Source organism: Candidatus Omnitrophota bacterium, from assembly GCA_023227985.1.
Taxonomy (GTDB): domain Bacteria; phylum Omnitrophota; class Gorgyraeia; order Gygaellales; family Profunditerraquicolaceae; genus JALOCB01.
Map to the genome: position 1 here is coordinate 1 of JALOCB010000006.1, position 25,018 is coordinate 25,018.

Below are 25,018 nucleotides of genomic sequence, written 5' to 3' on the forward strand. Positions count from 1 at the left end.
CTATCTCGATGATCGGAGTGCCGTGTCCTTTGATCTTCGCGCCCATTTTGATCAGGAATTCCGCGAGGTCCGCGACTTCCGGCTCGCAGGCGGCTGACTCGATCACGGTCCTACCATGAGCCAGGCAGGCGGCCATCATCACATTGCCGGTAGCCAGGACCGATGAGCCGTATTCGCCGCCCAGATACATATGTTCCCCGCGCAGGCGGCTAGCCTTGGCCACGACATAACCGGATTCGATATCGATCGAGGCTCCCAGGGCCTTAAGCCCTTTAAGATGAAGATCCACAGGTCTTACGCCGATGACGCATCCCCCGGGCAAAGAAACTTTAGCCTTCTTAAACCTCCCCAAAAGCGGGCCTAACACGCAAAAAGACGCGCGCATGGTAGAAACCAGTTTGTAATCCGCGACGCAGCTGGTTATCCTGGTGGGGCCGATATGCAACGCGCCTTTTTCGAATTCAACGGATTTACCCAAAGAACGCAGGATCTTTACCATAGTATTGGTATCCCGCAGGTTCGGCACGCCCTTGATCAAACAGGGCTCGTCGGTCAATAAAGTCGCCGCCATTATCGGCAGGACCGAATTTTTGGAACCGGATATGACCACGTTGCCTTTAAGCCTTACCCCGCCTTCAATTACCAGTTTATCCATTTCCCTCTCTCATTCGTCAGCTTAAAGCTGAGTCATTTAACCGGGCAAGAATAACCCTTTCTATATTATTATAATCCTTGACCGTTCTTTTTACCGCAAATTTCTCAACAGACCTGAAGATCTCTTTTACTCTATCCATCTGGCTGTAGCCTATTTCCAGGCAAAGCAGGCCGCCCGGCTTAAGGTAATCCGCGGACTGCGGTATCAACCTGCGGTAAATATCCAAGCCTTCTTCTCCCGCATAAAGGGCGATCTCCGGCTGGCATCTTACTTCCGGGGCAAGCCCGGGTATCTCAGCGGTCCCCACATAAGGTGGATTGCTGACGATAATATCGTATCCGGCTTGTTTTATCCGCCTAGAATCGAACAGGTCAGCGCGGACAAAATCTATATTCCGGTCAACGCCGTTCAACCGGCTGTTTTCCCCCGCAATATCCAGGGCCTTTTGCGATATATCCACCGCAATGATCCTGGACTGCGGCAGGTATTTAGCCAAAGCTACAGCTATACATCCTGAGCCGGCGCCTATTTCCAGGATATTCAAAGTGCCGGAGGCCATCCCCGGCCCGTAACGCTCCTTTATAAGCTGTAAAACAGTCTCGACCAGTATTTCGGTATCCGGCCTGGGAATAAGGACATCCGGGGTAACCTTGAATTCCAATCCCATGAATTCGGTTTTGCCAAGGATATATTCCAAGGGTTCGCCCTGGATCCTTTTTTTCAACACCCGGGATATTCTGGCCCCGGCGTCTTTTCCCAGCAAACGGCTCTTATTCAGATATAAAGAAACCCGGTCGCATCCCAGGATATCCGTGAACAATAATTCGCTTTCGTCCATATCAGGGTCAGCCGTTATTTTCCGCGGCATCTTGCGCCGCTTTGATCAATGCCTCGGAGAATTCGCCCAACTCTCCTTCCATGATCGACTCCAGCTGGAAGGAAGTGAAATTTATGCGGTGATCGGTGACCCGGCGGTCGGGGAAATTATAGGTGCGGATCTTTTCATTACGGTCGCCGGTGCCCACCTGCGCCCTTCTGGCATCCGTGATCTTTTTTGCCTCTTCCTGCTGCTTCATATCCAGCAGTTTCGATCCCAGGATCCTCATCGCCTTGCTTTTGTTTTTTATCTGCGAGCGCTCATCCTGGCAGGCGACCACCACCCCTGTTGGGATATGGGTGATCCGCACCGCGGAATCGGTCTTTTGCATATGCTGGCCGCCCGGCCCGGAAGACCTGTAGGTTTCAATCTTCAGGTCGCTGGGATTTATAGCCAGGTCCACGTTCTCCGGCTCTACCAGGACAACGACTGTAGCCGTGGAGGTATGTATCCTGCCCTGGGCCTCGGTCTGCGGCACGCGCTGGACCCGGTGCACGCCACTCTCGAATTTCAGGCAGCGAAAAGCATCCCGGCCCTTAACGCTAAAAACCACTTCTTTGAAACCGCCTTCATCGGTGGCGTGGCCGGACATAAGTTCCACTGTCCAGCTCTTGGCGTCGGCGTATTTGGCGTACATGCGGTAAAGGTCCGCTGCGAATAACGCAGCTTCAGCTCCGCCCGTCCCCTGGCGGATCTCAACGATCACGCTCTTTCCGGCATCCTTGTCCTCGCCGGCCAAGGCCTTTTTAAGCTTTGTCTCCAGGCTGCTTTTCTGCTCCTTGATCTGCGCAAGCTCTTTCCGGGCCATCTCCAGCAACTCACTGTCATGCTTCTCCGAGATCATTGATTCCAGGCCAGCCAATTCCTTGTCCAGGCGCTTATATTCCCGATAAAGCATCACCGGTTCTTTAAGGTCGGACAATTCCTTGACCAGCTTGCCATAACGCTCGGTATCGGCGATAAGCTCGTGGTCTGCCAGAAGATTTTCCAGCTCTTCGTAGCGCTTTTCTATTTTTCCCAGTTTAGCCTGCATGCCTGTGATTATTTCTTGGCGTACTTCTTCATGAATTTATCCACGCGCCCGGCCGAATCCAGCAGCTTGTTCTTGCCGGTAAAAAACGGGTGGCACTTCGAACAGATCTCTACGCGGATGTTCGGTTTGGTCGAGCGGGTATGAATGGTCTCCCCGCAGGCGCAAACTATGGTACAGTCTTTATAACCAGGATGGATCTTGTCTTTCATTTCAGTTCTCCTTAATGAGCGGATTGCTTATGGAGCACTAGCCTATATTCTCTGCGACATAAGCAATAGGCCCTTGGCCGTCCGCGAATTAACCCCGGAGCATTGATTTGCCCGCTGACTTTGCGGACAAGCCTGCCGGGGGCACAACTTTATTTCTGGTTCATCGATCCCAAGAAATCCTCATTGGTTTTGGTTTTTACCAGTTTTTCGATCAGAAGCTCCATGGCTTCCACATTATTCAACTCGTTCAAGACCTTGCGCAGTATCCATACCTTGGTCAACTCGTCGGGCTTCAAAAGCAGCTCTTCATGGCGGGTATTCGAGCGCTTGATGTCGATGGCCGGATATATCCTGCGCTGAAAGAGGTTTCTATCCAGTTGCAGTTCCATATTTCCGGTGCCCTTGAACTCTTCGAAGATAACCTCGTCCATACGGCTGCCGGTATCAACCAGCGCCGTGGCGATAATAGTCAGGCTTCCGCCCTCTTCTATGGCCCTGGCTGCCCCGAAGAAACGCTTGGGTTTTTGCAGCGCGTTGGAATCAATACCCCCGGAGAGAACCTTGCCGCTGTGCGGGACTACCGAGTTGTACGCGCGGGCGAGCCTGGTGATACTGTCCAGGAGCACGACCACGTCCCTTTTATGCTCGACCAGCCTTTTCGCCTTTTCCAGGACGATCTCAGCCACCTGGATATGTCTTTCCGGCGGCTCGTCGAAAGTTGAGGATATGACCTCGCCTTTTACGTGGCGCTGCATATCCGTGACTTCCTCAGGGCGCTCGTCGATCAACAGGACGATCAATATAATATCCGGATTATTCGCGGTTATGGCATTGGCGATCTTCTGCAAAAGCACTGTCTTTCCGCTGTACGGCTGGGCGACGATCAAGCCGCGCTGGCCCTTGCCCAACGGGGTAAGCAGCCCCATGATCCTGGTAGATACCTCGTTCGGGGTAGTCTCCATGTTAAAACGCTCCCTGGGATAAACCGGGGTAAGGTTATCAAAATTAACCTTTTCCTTGGCATCCTCGGGATTCTCGAAATTAACCGCCTCAACCTTCAAAAGCGCGAAATATTTCTCGCCTTCCTTGGGGGGGCGGATCTGTCCGGAAACCGTGTCGCCTGTCCTCAGATCGAATTTGCGGATCTGCGAAGGCGAGATATAAATATCGTCCGGACATGGAAGATAATTATAATTCGGCGACCTGAGGAACCCGAACCCTTCGGGAAGGATCTCAAGGACCCCCTCGCCGAACATCAAGCCCTCTTTCTCGGCCTGCGCCTGTAAAACCTTGAAGATCAAATCCTGCTTTTTCAAACCGCTGAAGCCGCTGACGTTCAGTTCCTTAGCCAGTTTGTTCAGCTCGGTGATCTTCATTTCTTTTAGATTACTAATGTCTAACTTCTCCACAACAACCTCCATATTAGCGCTACTTGTTTTCTGGTTTTCTCAATTGTGCCGCTGTTATCTATTACAAAATCCGCTAAACGGACCTTAGACTTTAAGGACAATTGCGCGCCTATCCTTTTTAAGATCTCTGGTCTAGACAGGGATGTTTTTTGGGCAAGCCTTTTCAATTGCCTGCCGCGGGAAAGAGCTACCACGATGATCTTATCAACAAGCTTATCCAGTCCTGCTTCGATAAGCAAAGGTGCGTCCACCACAACAACGTCGTTCTTGGCTGACTTGACCCTCCTTTTAACTTCGCGGATGACCGCAGGATGGGTTATCCCGCACAACCGCTTCAGCGCTTTCGGATCGGAGAAAACGATACCGCCTAATTTTCCCCGGTCGATCGCGCCGTTGTTATTCTTCAAGATATCCCTGCCAAAGGCCTTCAAGATCTTTTTATATACCAACGTGCCTGGCGCGATAAGGCTATGGTTTATCTTATCCGCGTCAATGACGCCGGCGCCGTAACCGGCAAGGATCCCGGCTACAGTGCTTTTACCCGTGCCGAAACCGCCGGTCAACCCCAGAACGATCTTCTTATTTTCCTTTGGCTCTCTCATACAACTGCACGTATTTCTTGGCAGACTCGTTCCAGGAAAAATTGCATTTCATCCCGCTGGCTACCAGTTCCTGCCAGGACTTCTTTGCCTTAAAGGCCTTGACCGCTTTTTTAACGGTGCTGATCAGGTCATCCTTGCTGTACTTATCAAAGACAAAACCGTTCTTCGGCGTCACCGTATCCGCCAATCCTCCGGTCTTGAAAACCAACGGTACTGTCCCGTATTTCAGGCTGATCATCTGTCCCAAGCCGCATGGCTCGTATTTCGAAGGCATCAGGAATATATCCGATCCGGCGTATATCCGGTGAGCGAGACAATCGTCGAATTTCAAAAACAGCGATATAACCTTAGGGTATTTCTTAACCATCGCTTCCATAACCTGGTGGTATTTCAGGTCGCCGGTCCCCAGAATGGCCATCTGCAGGTCCATCTTGCAGATCGTGTCGATCCCTGCAGCAAGGATATCAAAGCCTTTCTGCTGGGCCAGCCGCGAGACAATCCCGAATAAAGGGACATTCTGTTTAACCGGCAGCTTGCACATCTTCTGCAGGGCCTCTTTATTCTCGGCCTTGCCTTCCATATCCTTGAGCGAAAACCCTTTTACCAGGTTCTTATCGGTTGCCGGGTCCCAGATGGAATAATCCAGGCCGTTGATTATCCCGAAAAGCGAATTCCTGCGCTGGTTAAGGATGCCCTCCATCCCGAAACCGAATTCTTTGGTCTGTATCTCCTTGCTGTAGGTGTCGCTTACGGTATTTACGATATCCGAGAATACGATCCCGCCTTTAAGGACATTGACCTTATCGTAGTACTCCAGCTTATTCATGGTAAAGACATCCCAATCAAGCCCGAGCTTGGGAAATTCTTCCTTGGCGAACAAGCCCTGGTATCCGATATTATGGATGGTAAATATTGTTCTGGTCTTTTTATAAAAGTCGTCTTCGGCGTAAAGTGTTCTTAAATACACCGGGATCAAGGCTGACTGCCAGTCATGGCAATGAATGATATCCGCATTGAATTTCAGCTCCTTCAATAACTCCAGGGTCCTGCGGCTGTAATAAGCGAACCTGTCCAGATTGTCCTTATAATCTCCCGACTTATCGCCGTAAAGCTCCTGCCTGTCGAAATACTTATCGCTATCTATGAAATATACCTTTATGCCTTTACCGATCCGGGAACAGGAGATCCCTTCTTTTAATGTTTTTATTGCCGGGGCTTTCAGATCATGCACTTTTTTATACCCGGGCATGACTATGATCACTTCCTGGCCAAGTTTTTCCAGGGCTAAAGGCAACGCGCCGCCGACATCGGCCAACCCTCCGGTCTTGGCGAACGGTACTACCTCACTTGCGCATATCGCTATCTTCATCCTGACCCTCCTTAATGAGCACATAACTTATGGAGCTATTAATCACTTGTTACAGCGACATAAGTTATAGGTGCGAATTAATCCCCTACGCCTTATTTTGCCGTCCAGACCCATGGATTATTCAGGCAAAACAGTACGGGATAAATTCAATTGATCTCCTCCATCTCCAACCAGTTCTTCCCCTGTTTGATGCTGACCCTTACCGGAACATCCAGCTCAAGGACATGCTCCATCCTCTCCCTGACCAGCCTTACGAATTCATTTATCTCGGCCTTGCCGACGTCGAAGACCAGCTCGTCGTGGATCTGCAGGATCATCCGGCCTTCCAGCTTTCTATTTTTGATCTCATTATGAATATCCACCATCGCCAGCTTGATCAAGTCGCTGGCAGAGCCCTGTATCGGGGTGTTCACCGCCTGGCGCTGGGCAAGCATGCGGATATTCTGGTTCTTATTATTTATCTCCGGCAGATAACGGCGCCTTCCCAGTATCGTAGTCACAAAACCGTCCTCTTCCGCCTGTTTTATCTCTTTGTCGATAAGATCCTTTACTTTAGGGTATCGGGCGAAATACGCGTCGATAAAACCCTGAGCCTGGTCAGGAGGTATATTCAGGTCGCGGCTTAACCCGTAAGCGCTAAGTCCGTAAATGATCCCGAAATTTACCCGTTTGGCCGTATCGCGCATTTCATCGCTGATCGAATCCTCGGGCATGTCATAGATCAAAGACGCTGTTTTCCTATGGATATCGTCGCCCTTCCTGAACGCCTCCAGCAAAACCTCATCCTTGGACATATGCGCCAGGATCCGTAATTCTATCTGGGAATAATCAAAGGCCAGCAAAACGCTGTCTTCTGAGAAAGCGATCACCGCGGCCCGGATCTTCCTGCCCAGGTCGGTCTTAACCGGTATGTTCTGAAGATTAGGATTGCTGGAACTCAACCTTCCGGTCTCGGTGCCGGTCTGATTAAATGTGGTGTGCACCCTGCCGGTCTTATCGTCGACCAATTCCGGCAGCGCGTCAATATAAGTATTTTTAAGCTTGGTCAACTGCCGGTATTCCAAAAGCGCGGCCGGGAGCTTATGCTTACCGGCAAGCCGGTTCAAAACCTCTTCATCTGTGGACGGCCCGGTCTTGGTTTTTTTCACCACCGGCAATTTGAGCTTCTCAAAAAGGACCTCGCGCAGCTGCTTGGGGGAATTTATATTGAACTGGCATCCGCTTATCTCATAAATGTCCGCGATAAGCTCAGCCAGCCTCTTCTCTAACTCCGAGGAAAGGTCTTTTAAAAGCTTAAGATCGAGTTTTATCCCGGTAAGCTCCATCTGCGCCAAAACCTCGACCAGGGGCATTTCCGTGCCGGTAAAAAGCTTTTCCAGTGATTTTTCTTTCAGTTGGGACTCTAATTCCGGCTTTAGCTTCTTGATAAGCTCCAACCCCGCTGCCGGCGTTATTGATCCCGGTTTTATCGACCTTTCGAAATAATCCCAGGCCAGTTCATTCAGGCCGTAATCGGATTTGGACGGGTTGGCCAGATACGCGGCGATCATTGTGTCAAAGAACAAGCCTTCTAATTCTATACCATCCCGGGCTAAGGCCAGCTTTATCTTCTTAAGGTCATGCCCGGTCTTCTTGATCGAGCTATCGGCCAATGCCGCTTTAAGGTTCGGCCCGATATTCTCCACCTTGAAGAACAGGCTTTTGCAGCCAAAAGCCAGATCCGACTGATCGTTGCCATAGAGAAAAAGCTCGTCCCCGGGCTTTATCAATCCTTTTACAACCTTGTCATCAATGACCTCTATTCCTGTACCATCACCAGGCGTTTCCTGGCTGTCGCTGACAGGAAGATTTTTCAGAAGACCTTTGAATTCCAGGCGTTTAAAAAGCTTGAACAATTCCTGATAATCAGGCTCCGCGGCCTTGACCATACCCAGGTTGAAATCAAGATGCATATTATTATCCAGGCACGCCAACTCTTTATTCAGCCTGATCTGGTCGATATTAGCCATTACCGCGTCCTTGAGCTTATCCGGCTTTATATCCTCTGCCCTGGCTATCAATTCTTCGACAGAGCCGAATTCAATCAATAATCCGACGGCCTTTTTCTCGCTGACCCCTGGGATCTTGGGGATATTATCTATAGCATCGCCGCTAAGGGCGATAAGGTCCGGTATCTGGCGCGGGGCAAGCCCGAATTTCTCTCGGACCTTTTCCGTGTCATAAGTGACGCTTTCTTCTTTCTGGGGATTAAAAACCTCGACCGTTTCTTCCACCAATTGCAGAAGGTCCTTATCGGAGCTGACCACTGTGGAATACAAGCCTTCTTCCTTAGCCTTACGGGCTAAGGTCGCGATAATATCATCCGCCTCAAAACCTTCCTGCTCGAACACCGGGATACGGTAAGCCGCCATGATCTCTTTGATGATCGGGATCTGACTGCTCAGCCCGTCGGGCATGGCCTGGCGCTGCGCCTTATACTCCGCGAATTTTTCCGACCTGAAGGTCTTGCGGGAAACATCGAAACAAACTGCCAGATATTGCGGTTTTTTATCCTTGATGATCTTATTCAGTATGTTCAAAAATCCGTATATCGCGTTAGTCGGCTGGCCGTAAGAAGTGGAAAGCCCGCGCACGGCGTAAAATGCCCGGTAACAAAAAGCCGTGGCATCGATCAAAAACAATCTGGGTTTAAGCATTATTCAAGAGGCTTATCATGGGAATAAACAGGAAGCGACGAGGGAATAGAACCACTCACTTTTTAAATTATTTTAAGGTGTCATTTCAGGTGAATCTTGAAGTAATGGCAGGTTATATCCTATGTAGATAATACCTAATTAGCGCATAGCTGTCAAGCAAAATAATTTCTCCCAATAGGGGACGGTTCCTCTGCTTCTAACTATCGTATTCACAGTAAGATAACCACACCCTCATTGCCATTAAACAGCTGGAAACTAAATAATATTAACAATATTTTTTATTCCGTTGGGGACACCAAACAACAACTTGACAAACAGGTCGTCGTAAATCATTTGCCGACAATAAGTAGTAAACCGAGGAACCGTCCCCTAGCCGAGTTGAATAAGGATCTCTTTCAACTGGCCGCAGGTCGGCAAAGCGTCTTCTTCTTCCGCCTTAAGGATATCCGCCACGCAATTAGTAACCGCCTGGATCTGTTTAGAGCTATCCGGCCTGGCATTGCAGCAGGCGACATATTCCTGGATCTTTAAATACGGCATTGGCCCCTGAACCATTGATGCGCGGATCTCCATCCACTGTTTATCCAACTCTTCCAGCGCGACCGCTCCGGTAAGATTCGGCATGACCGGTATCCTCACCCCGCCTATTGCCGGCTGGCTAACTATCGGCATTCCGCGGAAATCAATACCGCCAAGTGGAGCCTGTGTTTTATCCCCACCGTCAAAAACATTATCGCCGTTATTTGTTTCTCCGCTGGGACTGCTTTTGTATTCCCGCACATCCCCGGTGTGTTTATCATTACTATCCCGCTTAACCTTACCCTCAGTATCCCACGCATTAAAACGTTCACCCGTAGGCATTTTGCTGCCGCCGTCCGTATTGCTTACCGGTAACCCACTCGGCACAACCACTTGCTTATCAATTCCAACCACTACGATATCATTATTTAATTCATTTATCTTTATTTGTATCGGGAAAACGTGATTAACCAGAACGCTTTTCTCACTTTGTTCGACCGAAGGGATAGATAATATTGTAATAGTATCAGAAGGCGTCTCTTTATACCCTATTGTTATCGGTCCATCAACGGATACATCCCCGATCACAGTCAACCTGCCGACGAAATACGCGGAGAGTTCGCCCCGGCCGATGCGTTTAGCCAGGATCATAGCCAGATCCCGGGCTTTCTTGTAATCATAAGAACCGATATTTTTGAGATTGTTTTTCAGGCCTTGAGTCGAATATATACCCGTCCCGCCGTCAGAGAGCGGGCCATTCAACAAAACCATCATTACGCCGCTTTCGCGATACAGGACTTCTTTATTCTTCAAAATAAAATCCTTACCCGCAGGCAGGGCTATAAGCAGCCGCGCCGCTTTCAATTGCGCCTCAAAAGAAACTGTATCGTCGGTTAAAATGTCCAGCAAAGGCTTAATCTCCGGAGAATACAACGCCGCCTTCGCGTACAATTCTTGAAGTTCCGCCGATCCCCCGTCTTTTTTCTGTTTCGCAATATCCATAAGAGCAGTCAGCGCTTCTTCACGGATCGCCGCTTTTATAGTCTGATCTGTGGTAACAAACATCAACGGGGTAAACGCAGCCGTACCTATTGCTACCAATGCCCGGCATATCGCGTAACGGTTATTAGGCATAGTTTCCGTTTTTAACGCCGCGATCAACGGAGCAACCGACCTTTTATCTTTCCTTTGGGCCAAATCCCTGGCCGCGCTGCCGCGATTCGCTGAATTAGTATCCTTTAATTGATTATGTAAATACGCTATGTCTGTTATACTCCCGCCGTCACGAATGTTCTTTTCCGCGAAACTCGCGTCGGTTTTAGCCAGATATCCAACCACAGCGGTAAAAAATCCGGCCATCTCAGTTTCCGATGCCTGCGCTGTAAGATCAGAAGTGAGCAACACGACCTTACGTTTGTTCTTAATCATTGATTGGACCGTCCCCAGGGTCTGAGCCTTGATCATACTATCGGAAAAACCCCGAATATCTTTCAATAGACCGAACTCTGTGGGCTGGATCGCCTGCAAAGGAAGGAAATATGTGGAAAAGAACATATTCTTTCCATCTTCGATGTTCTGCTGATACGCGTGGTTCTTATCCGGGCCTACCCCCAATTTAGCGGGCATTTTTAGACCGCGGGTGAACACCTCGGCACGGACTTTTTCAAATATCTCTTTGAGATTATCAGTCATGTTGCCATATGAGGTGAATTCCCCAGCCTCGATCTTATGCTTAAGCAAAAGGATAATTGCCGCATAAACAGCAGCAGGATCTTCCATTGTAGAACCGAATGCGCGCACTTGATCATTAATATCATTGATATTTACGGCCCCCATCTGGATCAACGGATCATAATAAAGAGTTAAAACACCTTTCTTGCTTGACGCCTGGTAGATATTATTAAGAACTTTTTTAACATTCCCTCCGGCGCTTATAATCTCCTTATCCATCAGCTTTGAAGCGATCTTGTATCCCTCTACCGCCGGCTGATTAACGAAACAGATATCCCACAGATACCCGAATGCTGCTACCGCTCTTTGCATACCGAGCATCAAACCGCCGATATCTTCAAGATCATTCAATGAGATTTCATACGTTGGGTATCCGTTATCCTCAAGATACTTCCAGAGATTTGCCTGAGGCTTTCTTATGCCCAGATTGATACGCAGGAACACACGGTCATTCGAATCAACGGGGTTAAGGACAGAAACATCCAAGTTTTCTTCATCGTAGAACAACGTGATGCCTTTCCCGAACTTTCCCAAGGATTCCTCGATCAACTGTTCAGCCCACATCGGATATGATTTCAACGCCGCTGGGACAATGATCGTCAGCTTATCTTTATTAAGATCCTTAGCCATATGCAGCATGAAAGCGCCGAGACGGAGAAATGGATCATCTTTGATACTGTTCATCTCGATAGCGTTATCAATAATAGGGACGATCAACTCCGGAGCGACAACAGCCATGGGAAGAAGGAACACATTGGTGCCCGGAGCGGTGAATCTTCCGCCGACATCTCCGCGGCCATTAAGCTGGATCTCCCTCTGGCGCATTGCCGGATTTTCCTGTGCTTCAACTCCCCATGGGGAAATAGTATCGGTAATGAACCAAAGATTCTTCTGCGTATCCAAACCCAAGGTATTATACACATCCTCGAAATATTTACGGTGCGCGACAGTTTCGGGAGTTGTAGCCGATTTCGAGATCAGGACTATCGCTGTCTTATCCAAAGCCGCCTTTAAACTGCCTTCCTTTTCCGCTATTTCCTTCAACATGAGTGTTATGACCGTAGGGTCGGTAGTCCTCAAACTGTATATATTTTCAGCCGCTTCATTCTTGAACGTATCTTTGACGAACTGGACGCTCAAGCCCGACCCGCCCATGCCGCAGAAAATAACGTATTTATATTTTTCCTTGAGTTCTTTCCCGTCATTGATCACATCTTCAAGCGTCCTGCCGGCTGAACCGTCGCGGATCGCTTTAAGATTCGTTATGGTCCAACCCAGCCTGTTCACCCATTCGCCTTTAAGCAGCTCAAAACCAAGTTCGGATAATTTACCATTACCGATCTTCTTTACGGCTTCATACGAAGCGCCGTTAGCCGCCCCTTCCAGCTGGCTGGTAAAATCATTAGCTTTAAGTTGATCAAGCAATTTATTGACCTCAAAACCATATGCCTCCCCGCCGTCGCGAATGACCGGAGCGTTACGCCTGATATAAGCCAGATCTTCCTTTAACTGCGGCTCGACCCTGGCAAAGAACCGGTCATTTGTATCTTTGGTGAACGGCCTGTCGCCTATCCGCGCTAACAGCGCTTTTACAGCCGGATCCTTGCTCTTAAACCCGGCAAGAACAGCATTGATCTCCGCGTCAGTAAGGAACATCTCGATCTCCGGCGGAAGCCCCTTGTACCTGTCGACAATAACCCTGAGCGCGGCTCTCGTACTGCCGCCATCACGAGTTTCAGGAACAGCGGTTTTCAGATATTTTACCGCGTCTTCTGTAGCAGCGAATTTTTCGGCAGCGTTCTTTTCAATATCCTCTATGCCGGCTCCGCTGAAAAGATCGGATAACGCCTTGGTCTCCTGGGCTTCTATGCGGATGGATTTCGGGTTCAATCCGGGTTTTTCATTCCTTAATTTCAAGAACATCGATAACATCACCTCGGTCAATACCCGCAGGTCTTCGCGGCTGCGCGAATGAGCGCCAAAAGCGATCTTTTCCGAGGTATTCGACCAGCCCCAGTAAAATATCCCTAGCGGCGTCATAAAATAATAAACGCCCTCGATATCAACCAAAGTGAATGTTTCTTTCTGGCCTTCAAACTTTTCCCAATTTACGTATTCAAAATCTTTATCACCGGAAAACGCCTTAGTCACAACATCCCGCCACTCGTTCATCAGGTGTTTCTTGTATTGTTCCTGCATTGAGGTTCTTTGTTCGCTGAGTGAATACCACTGGCTGAACGCGCCTTTCTGCCGCAGGTCCTTCAAATAATCATCCAAAAGCCATTTAGGCTGCTGATGTTTTTCCCTGATGGCGGTAAAAGCCTCCAGCCAGCTGTACATAAAACGCATAGCGTCGTCGATACAAGCCCCGGTATCTATGGTAATGAACGGGTGCAAAGAATATTCCATCTGGTAGTTCTTATATCCTGTGGCCTTCACAAAATCCTCAACGGAAGCGAACCCTTTTTCTTTGGCGAGTTTCGTCATCAATATTTCTACGGTTTTCTTTTCCTTGGAATGCCCTTTGGTATGGATTATCGCAGTACCCCCTAAATAATCCACCAATTCGGCTATAGAAGGTATCATCCGCGAATCATAATAGATTTTTTTATGGTCCTGTCCGTATTTACCCAGGGCATACTCGATCACCGGATAAAACAGGATATCGCCTTTATAAAGCTTTCCGGCTATAACAATACCGCAGCGGTCAGTATCAAGGTCGAATGAAAAGACAACCACATCCGGATTCCTGGCAGACCAGGATAGGATACTCTCATCACCGGCGGATTTAGGATGACCCAGGCATTTGTCATCGTCCCGGGAAGGATCTGGCAGGCCTTTTGTGCAAGTTGGGTCGGACTGAGCCCTGAAAACATTCACCAGCTTGGAACCCAGGGTACCTTTAACATAATCCACATAGCTGGTCGCTGAGCCTCCGCCGAAATCCACGGCGATCTTGATATCCATATCCTTGAGTTTGTTAATAAGAGCTGTAAATTCAACGTTCAGCTTTTCCTTATATATATCGGTGATCTTGCCCTGCAACTCCTGGGTATTGATAAACGCGCCCATATCCTTAGCGTCCATGACCCTCAAACCGCTATCCGCGCTGTCCCCGGCGATCTGCTTGCCCAGGACCTGGATCATATCCCCGAAAAGCGTGGTCTTGCCGATGATCGGTTTAAACCCGTTTATACCGACCTCTACATGCGAACGAGTAACATAGAACCCGCCCTGTACACCCAAGCGGGAAACCGTGGTATACAATTGGCCGCTTATACAAGTATCCAGATCTATTACGTTGATCCCGGCAGCACGCAAACCCAAAGCCAGGTATTTGCGCATTTTCGGGGTTGTCGGTCCATTATCACCGGCTATTATAAAGGTATCGCCTGGTTTTAATCCTTCAGTGCCATGGTGCGAATCAAACTTTGATGTTCCCAGGGCAATACCCAGTAAAACCAGCATTTCCGGGGTAAAATATTCGTCGTTGCCGCGGACATCATATTCTTTAAGGACTGAAGACAGTTTCTTCTTTATCTCCTGCAATCCCTCATAGGTCACGGTTATTGTTTCATCAGGGGTTGTGATAACCAAAGGTTTCTCCGGAGTAATCCTAAATAAACCCGGGGCCTGTCCGGGGTTTTTTATCTGCCCGTTGATGATCGATTTAGCCTGGCTGATCAATTCGTCGGCCTTTCCGCCGTCGAAATTGGCAGAGACTCCGCCTTTATCCAGCCTCTGATTGATCTTTGCGGACGCTTCTTCTATCGCTCTTTTCATGAGGATATCGTTGCCTTCCGGCTGGCTGGCGAATGCTTCCAATGTCCTGCGCTCGCCGGTTCTCTCTCCTAAGACCTTAACCGCATTAAGCCTGATCAACCTGTTATTACCGGTATCTTTAAAAGCTGCGATATATATCCGCTCTATATCCCGATTATTAAGCCCCAATTGTTTTAAAGACATCTCAGCCGCGGGATAAATGTCGTAATTATCACCCAGCACAGTCCAGACCAAATATTCTCTTAAATACGGTATCGCTTTAGCATCTCCAAGCTTGCCCAGGATACGCGCAGCATCCTCTTTATTTCTACGCATAGTCCGCGGATCGCTAATTTCTTTAATATATTTATTCGCCTGCCACGGGATAACCGTACTTTTCCACAACGAAACGAACGTCCGGATGAAGATATTGGCCGGATCATACTTATTCTCGCGCAGCAATCCGTTGTCCGCAGCGCCGCCGTCAGGCGTTCCAGGCTCAACAGGTACGCCGAATTTCAGATCGCGCAGGGAAAAATCTCCCATAACGCGGTCAAGCCAAGGCAGAGCTCCCTTATGCAGAAAGTAACCGATTGCGCCCAAAGACAACCCCACAGATACGCATATCACCAATATTTTTACCGGTAACGGCATGAACATTGAAACAGCAATACCTATCAAGCCCGAACCCAAACCTGCCCCCATAAGCTTTCTGGTAGGATATTCCTTGCTGGACTGCTCTTTTACAAATGCCTTGAATTCATCGAACTCCGCCCGGTTGTTAAAACTGCTCTCAAACTCAGCCTGTATGGAATCCAGATGATTTTCCCAGGTATAACCGGAAATAGCCGCATCAAAATCATCAATTCTTTCCAGCAGAGCTAAACCACCAAGTTTACGAAGCAATTTTCCCTTTCGTTCAAGAGAAAGAATCCCTGCCCCTTGTGCGCTTCCTCCATCACGATGGGAATTACCCAGTATTTTCCCGACTTCACTGTAATATTCGCTTGTAAGATCGCGCACAGGGATATCCCTGGCGATCAATTTATAGAAACTATACCCGCCGGCTATCCCTAACAATGCTGTCACCGCCGACCCCATGATCATCGGCAAAAACACTGGCCCGGTTATCAGTAACGCCCCAAGAGTTAATCCCCCGACAATCGCAAATGCACCAAGCATAAGCGCGGTGTTGGCTTTCCTGGCAAAAAACCAATCATCCAGGTCTTTTGTATTGATCGCCGCCAGCGCCGTATTAATCTCATTCTGCGTGTATTTATTATCCTGAATAAGGGTTTTAATCCGCGCCAGACGCCGGTCCACAAAGTCCCGGTCAGCCGAGCGCATCCAATTGATCTCTTGGATGGCGGAACTGAGTTCATCGGTCCTGGAACGCTTTGGGGCAAAAACGCCGCCGTCACGGGTTTGTTGATCCTTATGTACCGGTTGGTAATTCTTACCCTCAACCGCCAGAACATCAGCGGGCACGATCGAAGTTTTCTGAGGGATTACCGCGATTTCAGTGACAGTATCAGGTATAAGCATAATACCGCCGCTAAAATATCTGCGCACGGTTATCCCGTTCAGGCTGTTCACGGTTTCCCGGGTATTATATTCACCGTCAACAAAAGATTTCCGATAGGCATTAAAATAATTATCTTTAGACCAGGCGCTGCGCGAGGAAAGTCCGGCAAGGTCCTCCTTGTTTATCCGGCGGCTGTATTCCGCAGGCATATTTATGGCATTCTTCTTGAACCATTGGGCCAGGACTATGGAATAATATACCTGCCTCAAGGGCGCGTACTCCTTGGCGCTGTTAATTTTTTTGGTTAATTTAGGGAGGATTGCCTCGCGGATCAAACCGGAAGAATATTCATTCAACTCCTTAAGGCGCGGATCGTCAAATCCATAAGTAGCGGAATTCTTCAGGTGATCCTGCTCCAGCATAACCTTTAAGGTCGCTTTATACACATACGCGCTGTCAGCCGACTGCTTGACGATTATCTCGCCCGGAACTATCCAGGGGCGGGTCAAGGTGGGGATATTGATCTTTTGGTTTCCTAAAAGGCTTTCAGCCTTTTCGTACAGCCTCTTCCAATAGATCTTTCCTTCCCTGGTCTTGGGAGAAGTGGCCATAGCCATATCTTTTTTCAACTGAAGGTCTGCTTCCAGGAGTATCTTCCCGATATCAGTATTCTCCAATGCCGGGTCAATGATATCACTCTTGCCGTCCGGACGCAGATTAACCCAGAAAGTATTATTAGGCAAAGTCACGCCGATCTGAAAATATTCCATCAGTTTGGCTATAGACCCCTTAAGCTGCGCCGGCTTAACATTCTTATTGTCGCCTTTATCAAGCAAAAGGGTGAAATCATCCTTGATCCGGTCATAAACCAGGGACCTCAAATGCAAGGGGCGGAATTTATTGATCGAAGACACGCTGGAGAATGATCCGGAAAGATCAATTACGTTCGCAACCTGGGCAAACCCAATTTGCTCGAATAAGAAAACAAAACTTATCAAAAACGCGATTATCTTTTTAAACATCCGGCCCCCTGGTTATTAAGTACTTTTATAAACATAATTATGATTGGTTAAAAAAAACACGGCTTCTGATCATTATCCTTGATCAGAGTCCGTGGCTTGGATATCTATTTAGGAATTATATTATTATACTGCGATACTATAAAATAAATATAACCTATGAAAACTGCTTTGTCAAGTTGCGGCCAAAATTTATTCTATCAGTAAACTACTATATACCAAGTAGTTACAATACTATACGCTGTTTTATTGCCCTTCTTCCAGATATTTTCCCAAAATAGCCCAGGTTTCACTGCCCACAACCCCGTCCGCGTTCAACTGGTTAGCTCTTTGGAACTCCCGGATCGCGTCTTTTGTCCTGGGGCCTATCTTTCCGTCAACATCCCCATTATAAAATTTCGCGTTCTTTAAGGCTGTCTGGATATGTCCGGCATTCGGGACTTTTATGACGGTTTTTTCTTCACGCTGTTTCCGGACCTGGCTATTTATCTTATTCTGCGCGTCTTCTAATTTTGCCTGATTCGCTTTAAGCGCGGCCTCGGTCTTTTCCTGATCTTCCTGGACCTTAATTTCTAAACTCTGCTGCCTCTTGCTCAAGCTCTTGACCTCGGCGTCCTGGCGCTGGAATTGGCTCTCCAGCGAGATGATCCGCAATTGAGTCGCCTCCATATCCTGCACGCCCGCACAACCGGATAATAAAACAACGGAAAGGCCAACAAAGGAAATAATAGCCAGTTTCATCTCTTTCTCCTTTTTGTCGTTATCCTTCTTAATCTTATTTTATACCTTTGCCGGCCGGTTGTAAATATACTTATATGAGCGGCTCCATATTCAGGACCGGATGCTTTACCTTTTCCAGGTAAGCTACCAGCTCCTCGGCTGTGGTAACATTGGTCTCATCGGCTATCTGGTCAACCAGGCCGGGCATACCCAGTTCCCGGCAGCGCGTCTTCAGCTTATCGCCCAGAGCCTCTTTCAATTCCTTTGGCATCCAGACCAGCCGCGGCAGTCCGCCTTCAGCGGAAAGGAATTTCTTGCTGGCCACATAAAGCTTGCCGATACCCAGGAAACCCGGGGTCTGCACCCCTCCGCCAACCGAGCCGGCCAGCGTGGTAAAAGTCATGCCCACCGGGGTCATCCCGGGAAAATCGCGGTGCACGATCATTACGCCGTTGGCCTCAGGGACCACAGCCACAATGCATTCAAAACAGCCGCAGGACGACTGCGGGCTGTCCATCAACGAATACATACTCATCTTCTCTATCGTTTTGTTGGATTTCTCATAAACATAATCGTTTATATTCTTCCACTGCCCCAGTTTTTGATCGAGCAATTGGCCTTTTTCCACCGGCTGATTAGGGCCGGTAGGGTTGATCTCATGCGAAGCCTTGCCGTCCAGCCAGGAATAAGCCCCGCACAGGCCGAGCCTTTCCGCGGAGATCATACACACATGGTTGGGCGCGAAACTCTGGCAAAGCGTGCAGGAATAAAAAGAGTCCACGCTTTCATCGGTCATACCCAGGATCCTCTCATCGCGCTGATCGTAGACTTTCTTAGCCTGGGGCAAAAGCTTATCCACATCAGCCTGGCTGGTATAGATTTTTACCTGGATCTTATCCACGATAGCGCTGTATTCCTGATGAAGCATAGCGTGCAGGATAACCCCGATATGCTTAAGGCGGAAGCCCTTATTGAACGCCTCCTGAGAAACTCTGATCCAGTTCATATCGCGCTGGCCGATATGCATTATACCCTGGGCGTAATTGACGAACCTGTGGATCTGGCGCTCAAGTATAGGCTCGAAATCTTTTTGCATCTTCCGGCCGGCGACTTCAACCATGATCGCCAAAGGCAGAGATTTCACGCCCTTTCCCATATTATCTATATCCGGTCCGATCACCTCTACCTTCCCGTCCTCAATATCCTCTATATTCCCGCTGGTAAGGAACTCGAACGAGGCGGAAGCCTTACCGCCGAATTCAGCGAACAATTGTTCCTTGCGCACCCTTTCACCCTCAAAAGCCGCGGCGTAAGCCACCGGGACATTGATCTGGGCGACCTTAACTTTGATCCCCCTGGTAAGCAGGCATTTGGAAACCAGTTTTTTGTAGTCTTTTTCAGTAACCAGGGCCTCATATAAAGTCGTATCGATCTTGGGCAACTGCGGCACATCCAGGTCGGTGATAATGGGCACGCCGAAGGCCAGCGCCCCCAGCCCCGCCGCCACGATGATCTCATCCACGTGGCTCAAAAGCACGATGAAAGCCGGAACCCTTTTCTGCACATAATCCGCGATACCCTGCCACTGCCCGGGTTTGAAACCGCCGTAGATGAGCGGCGCTCGGATGGCGAAGTTCACCGCGTAGATTGCCGAGAGATAATCGTCGCCGAGCGGCACAATATAGTTATCCAAGCCGATCTGCACTCCTTTTTCTTCGAGCTGTTGGGCGAAGGTTTTGCCGTTGGCGCTGTCCCCGGCTTTATCGGAAGCGCCGGGACTCGCCGGTGCGCTGCCGCAGAGCAGGCAAACGATGCTGTTAGTCTGGAAATCGCGCACCAGCTTTTCCGCGGAATCCGCGTCCTTTGCCGGGCCGAGAATGACGGCGACGCCCGCGATGCGGCCGTCTACCAGCTGAATGCCCAACTGCCTCAGTATCTTGTCCGGGATGAAGCCGATTCCTCCCTTGGGATGCTGTTTGGTCGCGGTCAACAGCGCCGTAAGCATTTCGATCGCCACCAGCGTGGCGCAGCCCTTGTTCAGCACCGGACCAAGCGCTCCGGGGATAGAAAAGCCGTTTGCGGGCTTGATATTCTTGTTCAGCCCCTCGGCAGCCGCCAGGATCGGCATACAGTCCCCTACAGTCTTGACCTCGGCGTTGAACAGCCCGTAGATGATGGGCAGGAAATAGTTGGTCTCGGGAAAGCCGACCGCGGTATCCTTGCCGGCCTTTTCCAGCGTTTGCCTGGTCAATGCCAATACCGCGTCCGCGCCTTTTGTTCCCATTTGAACTAATACCTCAGACATTTAAACCTCCTATTGCTTGGCTTATATTATCCGCTAAGCGGACGCTTTCATTTAAAACATCATCCCAATTCTTTGTTTTATCCGGCAAGCCTTGGGCCCCGGCTGCCGCTCCGCAGGCAAAAACATTTTTCAGGTTAGTACGCAAGTTGGCATCCACGCATACGCCGCCCCCGGATAATTCAATATCCGTGTCTTTTAGGAAATCTACGGCCGGTTTGGCCGGGCTGTCGAATACAACCACCAAAGAGGCGCCGATGATCTTGCCCTCTTTAAGCTTTATCGCCTGGACCCCGGACTCGCCGATTATATCAGTCACCTTGCTGTTAATAAACTCCAAATGCTGCATCTGCGCCGGGCCTTCGACAGGCTGTTCGGTCACCGCCTTAACCTCTTTCTGCTGGCCGGTGATCGCTTTGGCGATCTCTTGCGCCCAGGGATTCCACCCCAGGAAACACACTGTATCCGAAGATAAGAGATATTTGCGCGCCTGTTTAAAATCGTTTAATGAATCCAACCGGATCACGCCCTCTTTATTTATGCCGGGTATATCCGGCAGCGTTGTTTTAACCCCGGAGCAGATGACCAAAAAGTCATATTCGGCGTTTCCCCGGGTTTCCTCGTGTTTAAAGTAAACCAGGCGGCGGTTGGTATTAATGCCGTAAACTTTTCTCTCTTTCAGGAATTTTATGTTCTGGCCGGCGTAATGATCGGCGTTAACAAGGTAAAGCTCTTTTTCTTTGGTCCCGCCTGCCAGATACGCGGGCAGCTTGCGTTTGTCATAACAAGGGGACGGTTCATCGGTGATCAGGGTTATTTCGCAATCCTTGTTCTTTTGCCGCAAAGAAATAGCCGCTGTATGTCCGGCGATCGACGAACCGATAATAATTATTTTAGGCATGTTTATTATAAACCCGCGGCATCCAACACCAGGGGGACTTTTTTATCCCAGCCGATCGGCATTATATGTATCCCCTGGCACATCGGCCGCAATTGTTTGATCAGGCGGCTGGCGATAGCCACGGACTGGCTGACTTTATCCTTAGTCTCTTCCATTTCCTTGATCAATTCATCGGGGACAGAGACCCCGGCGACATTCTTGTTCATAAACCTGGCCATGCCCGCGGACTTCAACAGGACAATGCCCGCCAGGATCGGGACTTTCAGGTGTTTGGTCTTGGAAAGGAAATTCTCAAAGATACCCGCATCATATATAGCCTGGGTCTGAAAGAATTCCGCGCCTGCTTCGATCTTTTTTTCCATCTTGATGATCTGCGGCTCGATCGGGTCAGCCCCGGGATTGACTACCGCGCCTACGCAAAATTCAGGGGCGCTCCCTTCAAGCTTATTGCCGTTCATATCCGCGCCTGCCTGCAACTGTCTGACTACCTGCAAAAGCTGGACCGAATCCAGGTCAAATACCGGCTTGGCCTGCGGATGGTCGCCTAATGTCGGATAATCTCCGGTCAGGATCAACAAGTTCTCTATCCCCAATGCAGCGGCGGAAAGGATATCCGATTGCAAGGCCAAGCGGTTGCGGTCGCGGCAGGTAACCTGGAATACCGGGTCAAATCCTTTTTGCTTGAGCAGGCTGGAAACAGCCAACGACCCCAGGCGCATTACCGAACTCTGCAGATCAGTCACATTTATCGCGTCAACCCGGGTGCGGATCAACTCCGCGTCTTCCAGCAATTTAACGGTTTCTATCCCTTTAGGCGGGCCGATCTCGGAAGTAAGAACAAAACTCCCCTGTCTTATCTTTTCTTTAAAGGTCATAAGAAACACCCCTGTTTATGTTACGGCTGGTTTCCCGTTCACGCGGGATATTGATTAAGGACTTTATTTTAACCGTAATACGCGTTTTTGTCAAAAATTATTCCTTCAGCCTTAAGCCGGCCACCACCTCGAAATGCCCGGTATGCGGGAACATATCCACCGGGATAACCCGCTCCAGCGAATAAGAGCCGCACAAAAGTTTAAGATCTTCCCGCAAAGACATCGGATTGCAGGATATATATATGATCCGTTTCAGCCGGATATCCAGAAGGCTCTTCTTGAACTTTTTGCTTAAACCCACGCGCGGAGGGTCAATAACCGCAACCTGGGCATCTTCAATATAATCGCTTTCCTTAAGTCCGGCGAGGAACGTGTCGGCGTCCAGGCAGGCGAATTCGACATTATCAATTTTATTCAACCTGAGATTTTTCTCGGCGTTGGCGATATTGAACGCCGAATTATCGACCCCGATTACCCTGGAAGAATTTCCGGCGAGCTGTAAGGTTATCCCTGCGCTTCCGCAAAAAATATCCAGGGCCGTGCCCGGCGCGTCTTTTACTTCATCCCGGACCACAGCGTATAACTTTTGGCAGCAATAAGGATTAGTCTGAAAAAAGGTCTTTGGCCCGATCAGATAATCGATCCCGTTGATGTTTTCCCGGATGTCATCATCTCCGGACAGATGCATCAATTCATCGGTGAGGGCTTTATCCGATAATAATTTATTGAAGCAAAGATAGACCGACCGGACATCCGCCGCGGACATTAAGCGTTCGGCCAGAGCAAAGAATTTATTTTTTTCTTTGTCAAAATCCTCCCTGGTCAGGGCAACGGTTATTACCGCCATTATTGAGCCGTAAGCTTTCGAATGCCGCAAGGAAATATACCTTAACTCACCCGAAGATGTGCGCAGGTCATAAGGAATAACTCGGAAGTCTTTTATCCACAGCTTACAGGCATCGAATATCCGGTCAAGCCCCTCTATAAATACACGGCATTCTTTCAGGTCGATGATCTGGGAGAATTTGGCTTTCTCTCTCTGCCCTATTATCGCTCCGGAGCTGTCCCGGGAGAATACGAATTCCATCTTATTGCGGAAATACCAGATCGGCTGCGAAGGGATTATCTCTTTTATTTCGCCGGGGTTAAAACAGGCGAGGAGATTACGGCAATATTTTTCCTTGAATTGGAGCTGTTTCTCATAATCCTGATCCTGCGAATCGCAGCCTCCGCAGGAATTAAAATGCCGGCAGATATCTCGCATAAAACTGACCTTACCATTTTTTAAAGATAACGGGAACCTCCAGGGGGATCACATCCTGGATGGTTTTAACTGCGTGGCGGATAACTGGCAGGAACCGATACGGTTAGCCGGGGCATAGGAGCAGTATTCAGCCAGCGCTATCATACATCTGGCCATTATAGCAGTATACTTAAAGTTTTGCCGCTTCCACCAGGTTGCGCATAAGCATGGTAACGGTCAAAGGCCCTACCCCTCCCGGCACAGGAGTGATCCAGGAAGCGCGTTTCTGGGCCTCATCGAACTCCACGTCTCCGACGATCTTATCCCCGACCCGGTTTATGCCGACATCTATGACCACCGCGCCCTCTTTTATCCATTCGCCCTTGATCAATCCGGCCTTGCCCACCGCGACAATAAGGACCTCGGCGCTCTTGACATGCTCCTCTAATTTACCGGCCTTGGCCGTGCCGATATGGCAGACCGTTACCGTGGCCAGCTTTTCCAGCAGCAGCAGGCTTAAAGGCTTGCCGACTATCTCGCTGTGCCCGACAATAACAACTTCCTTCCCGGCGAGATCCAGGCCGGTGGCGCTCAATAATTCCATAACCGCGTTGGCGGTGCAAGGCACTATCCTGGCTTTGCCGAATACGATCTTGCCCATGTTCGCCGGATGCATCCCTTCCACGTCTTTATCCGCAGAGATGAAGCCGCTGATCTTCTTATAATCCATATGCAAAGGCAGAGGCATCTGCACGATTATGCCGTTCACCGCCGGATCATTATTAAGATTTCCTATATACTCAATGAGTTTTCCTTCGGTAGCCTGGCTATCCAGTTTGTGCAGCTGGTAATCGACGCCTAAAAGCTCGGCGTTCTTCTTCTGCGACTTTATATATGATTCCGCGGCCGGATTCTCCCCTACCTGCACGCTGGCCAGCTGAGCCTTTTTTCCCGAGCCCAGGATCTTCTGTTTGATACTCTCTTTTATTTTTTCCGCGATCGGCTTACCCTCTAATAATTTTGCCAACTTTAACCTCCATCTGCTGTCTGATTTTTCTCACAACCTTACCCTTTTCGTCCAGCTCTTTCCTGATCCCCTTTGCCAGTTCCGGGTCGTTAAGATATTTAAGGTTTATATCCACATTGACATACGCGCTGAAAAAAGCCGACTCCAGCAATACCGCTGCCACCGCCACGTCGCTGATCAGGTTCTGATTGCTCTTTCCCAATATAAGCGGGCAGATATCTATCGCCTCAAAACAAAGCCGGCAGACCATAAGCGGCACATCCATGGATTTCCGCAGATCCTTGCTGCTATAGGCGGTAACATCCAGATCGACAAGATGCAGGAATTCCAAACGCAGTTTTTCGGATTTATCCAGGCACTTCTTAAGCTGGCTTTCATATTCGGCGTATTTCGGCTTGCCCACGGTGAAATTAAGCACCATGCTGATCAAAGCTGATCCTAAAGCCGCGCTCATCGCTGCGGCGGATCCGCCTCCGGGAGCGGGTAATTTCCCAGCCAGATCATCCAGGTATTTTTTAAGGTGATTTCCGTACATTAGGCTCTC

The 25,018-nt window shown here is 49.2% G+C and carries 17 protein-coding genes; all 17 read right to left on the minus strand.

The window, feature by feature from the left end; all coding sequences use genetic code 11:
* A partial coding sequence (locus tag M0R35_02120) for a UDP-N-acetylglucosamine 1-carboxyvinyltransferase (GenBank protein ID MCK9594453.1) occupies nt 1-655 on the minus strand: 655 nt, incomplete at its 3' end.
* A 16-nt stretch (nt 656-671) separates the two neighbouring features.
* The gene (prmC, locus tag M0R35_02125) at nt 672-1,523 is read right to left on the minus strand and encodes a peptide chain release factor N(5)-glutamine methyltransferase (GenBank protein ID MCK9594454.1); all 852 of its coding nucleotides are present in this window, start codon (nt 1,521-1,523) and stop codon (nt 672-674) included.
* Nucleotides 1,501-2,565, minus strand: a complete 1,065-nt coding sequence (gene prfA, locus M0R35_02130) for a peptide chain release factor 1 (protein ID MCK9594455.1) — start codon at nt 2,563-2,565, stop codon at nt 1,501-1,503. The genes prmC and prfA overlap by 23 nt, the downstream gene beginning before the upstream one ends.
* Before the next feature lie 8 nt (nt 2,566-2,573).
* Nucleotides 2,574-2,774 (minus strand): 50S ribosomal protein L31, encoded by a 201-nt coding sequence (gene rpmE / locus M0R35_02135; GenBank protein MCK9594456.1) that lies wholly within the window; start codon nt 2,772-2,774, stop codon nt 2,574-2,576.
* 149 nt (nt 2,775-2,923) lie between these two features.
* Nucleotides 2,924-4,195 (minus strand): transcription termination factor Rho, encoded by a 1,272-nt coding sequence (gene rho / locus M0R35_02140; protein MCK9594457.1) that lies wholly within the window; start codon nt 4,193-4,195, stop codon nt 2,924-2,926.
* Nucleotides 4,171-4,785 carry a dephospho-CoA kinase gene (gene coaE / locus M0R35_02145; GenBank protein MCK9594458.1) on the minus strand — a complete coding sequence of 205 codons (615 nt, stop codon included), beginning with the start codon at nt 4,783-4,785 and terminating at the stop codon, nt 4,171-4,173. Before coaE ends, rho begins: the two co-directional genes overlap by 25 nt.
* Complete coding sequence (gene glgA / locus M0R35_02150) at nt 4,763-6,154, minus strand: glycogen synthase GlgA (protein MCK9594459.1); 1,392 nt, start codon at nt 6,152-6,154, stop codon at nt 4,763-4,765. The genes coaE and glgA overlap by 23 nt, the downstream gene beginning before the upstream one ends.
* A 146-nt stretch (nt 6,155-6,300) precedes the next feature.
* Entirely contained in the window at nt 6,301-8,850 is a 2,550-nt protein-coding gene (polA, locus tag M0R35_02155) for a DNA polymerase I (protein ID MCK9594460.1), read from the minus strand.
* 369 nt (nt 8,851-9,219) lie between these two features.
* Nucleotides 9,220-17,409: a HEAT repeat domain-containing protein gene (locus M0R35_02160; protein ID MCK9594461.1), complete on the minus strand. Its 8,190-nt coding sequence runs from the start codon at nt 17,407-17,409 to the stop codon at nt 9,220-9,222.
* Between the two features lie 243 nt (nt 17,410-17,652).
* Nucleotides 17,653-18,147 (minus strand): peptidoglycan-binding protein, encoded by a 495-nt coding sequence (locus tag M0R35_02165; GenBank protein ID MCK9594462.1) that lies wholly within the window; start codon nt 18,145-18,147, stop codon nt 17,653-17,655.
* A 70-nt stretch (nt 18,148-18,217) separates the two neighbouring features.
* Nucleotides 18,218-20,431, minus strand: coding sequence for an acetyl-CoA decarbonylase/synthase complex subunit alpha/beta (gene acsB, locus M0R35_02170; GenBank protein ID MCK9594463.1), 2,214 nt, complete (start codon nt 20,429-20,431; stop codon nt 18,218-18,220).
* Nucleotides 20,424-21,329 (minus strand): FAD-dependent oxidoreductase, encoded by a 906-nt coding sequence (locus M0R35_02175; protein MCK9594464.1) that lies wholly within the window; start codon nt 21,327-21,329, stop codon nt 20,424-20,426. Before M0R35_02175 ends, acsB begins: the two co-directional genes overlap by 8 nt.
* A gap of 5 nt (nt 21,330-21,334) precedes the next feature.
* Nucleotides 21,335-22,204 carry a methylenetetrahydrofolate reductase gene (locus M0R35_02180; GenBank protein MCK9594465.1) on the minus strand — a complete coding sequence of 290 codons (870 nt, stop codon included), beginning with the start codon at nt 22,202-22,204 and terminating at the stop codon, nt 21,335-21,337.
* A gap of 97 nt (nt 22,205-22,301) precedes the next feature.
* Nucleotides 22,302-23,468, minus strand: coding sequence for a 23S rRNA (uracil(1939)-C(5))-methyltransferase RlmD (gene rlmD, locus M0R35_02185; GenBank protein ID MCK9594466.1), 1,167 nt, complete (start codon nt 23,466-23,468; stop codon nt 22,302-22,304).
* A 48-nt stretch (nt 23,469-23,516) separates the two neighbouring features.
* Nucleotides 23,517-23,624 (minus strand): DMT family protein, encoded by a 108-nt coding sequence (locus M0R35_02190; GenBank protein ID MCK9594467.1) that lies wholly within the window; start codon nt 23,622-23,624, stop codon nt 23,517-23,519.
* A 13-nt stretch (nt 23,625-23,637) separates the two neighbouring features.
* On the minus strand, nt 23,638-24,474 hold the full coding sequence (locus M0R35_02195; GenBank protein MCK9594468.1) for a bifunctional 5,10-methylenetetrahydrofolate dehydrogenase/5,10-methenyltetrahydrofolate cyclohydrolase: 837 nt from the start codon (nt 24,472-24,474) through the stop codon (nt 23,638-23,640).
* Nucleotides 24,452-25,009 carry a cyclodeaminase/cyclohydrolase family protein gene (locus M0R35_02200; protein MCK9594469.1) on the minus strand — a complete coding sequence of 186 codons (558 nt, stop codon included), beginning with the start codon at nt 25,007-25,009 and terminating at the stop codon, nt 24,452-24,454. Before M0R35_02200 ends, M0R35_02195 begins: the two co-directional genes overlap by 23 nt.
* Nucleotides 25,010-25,018 lie beyond the last annotated feature (9 nt).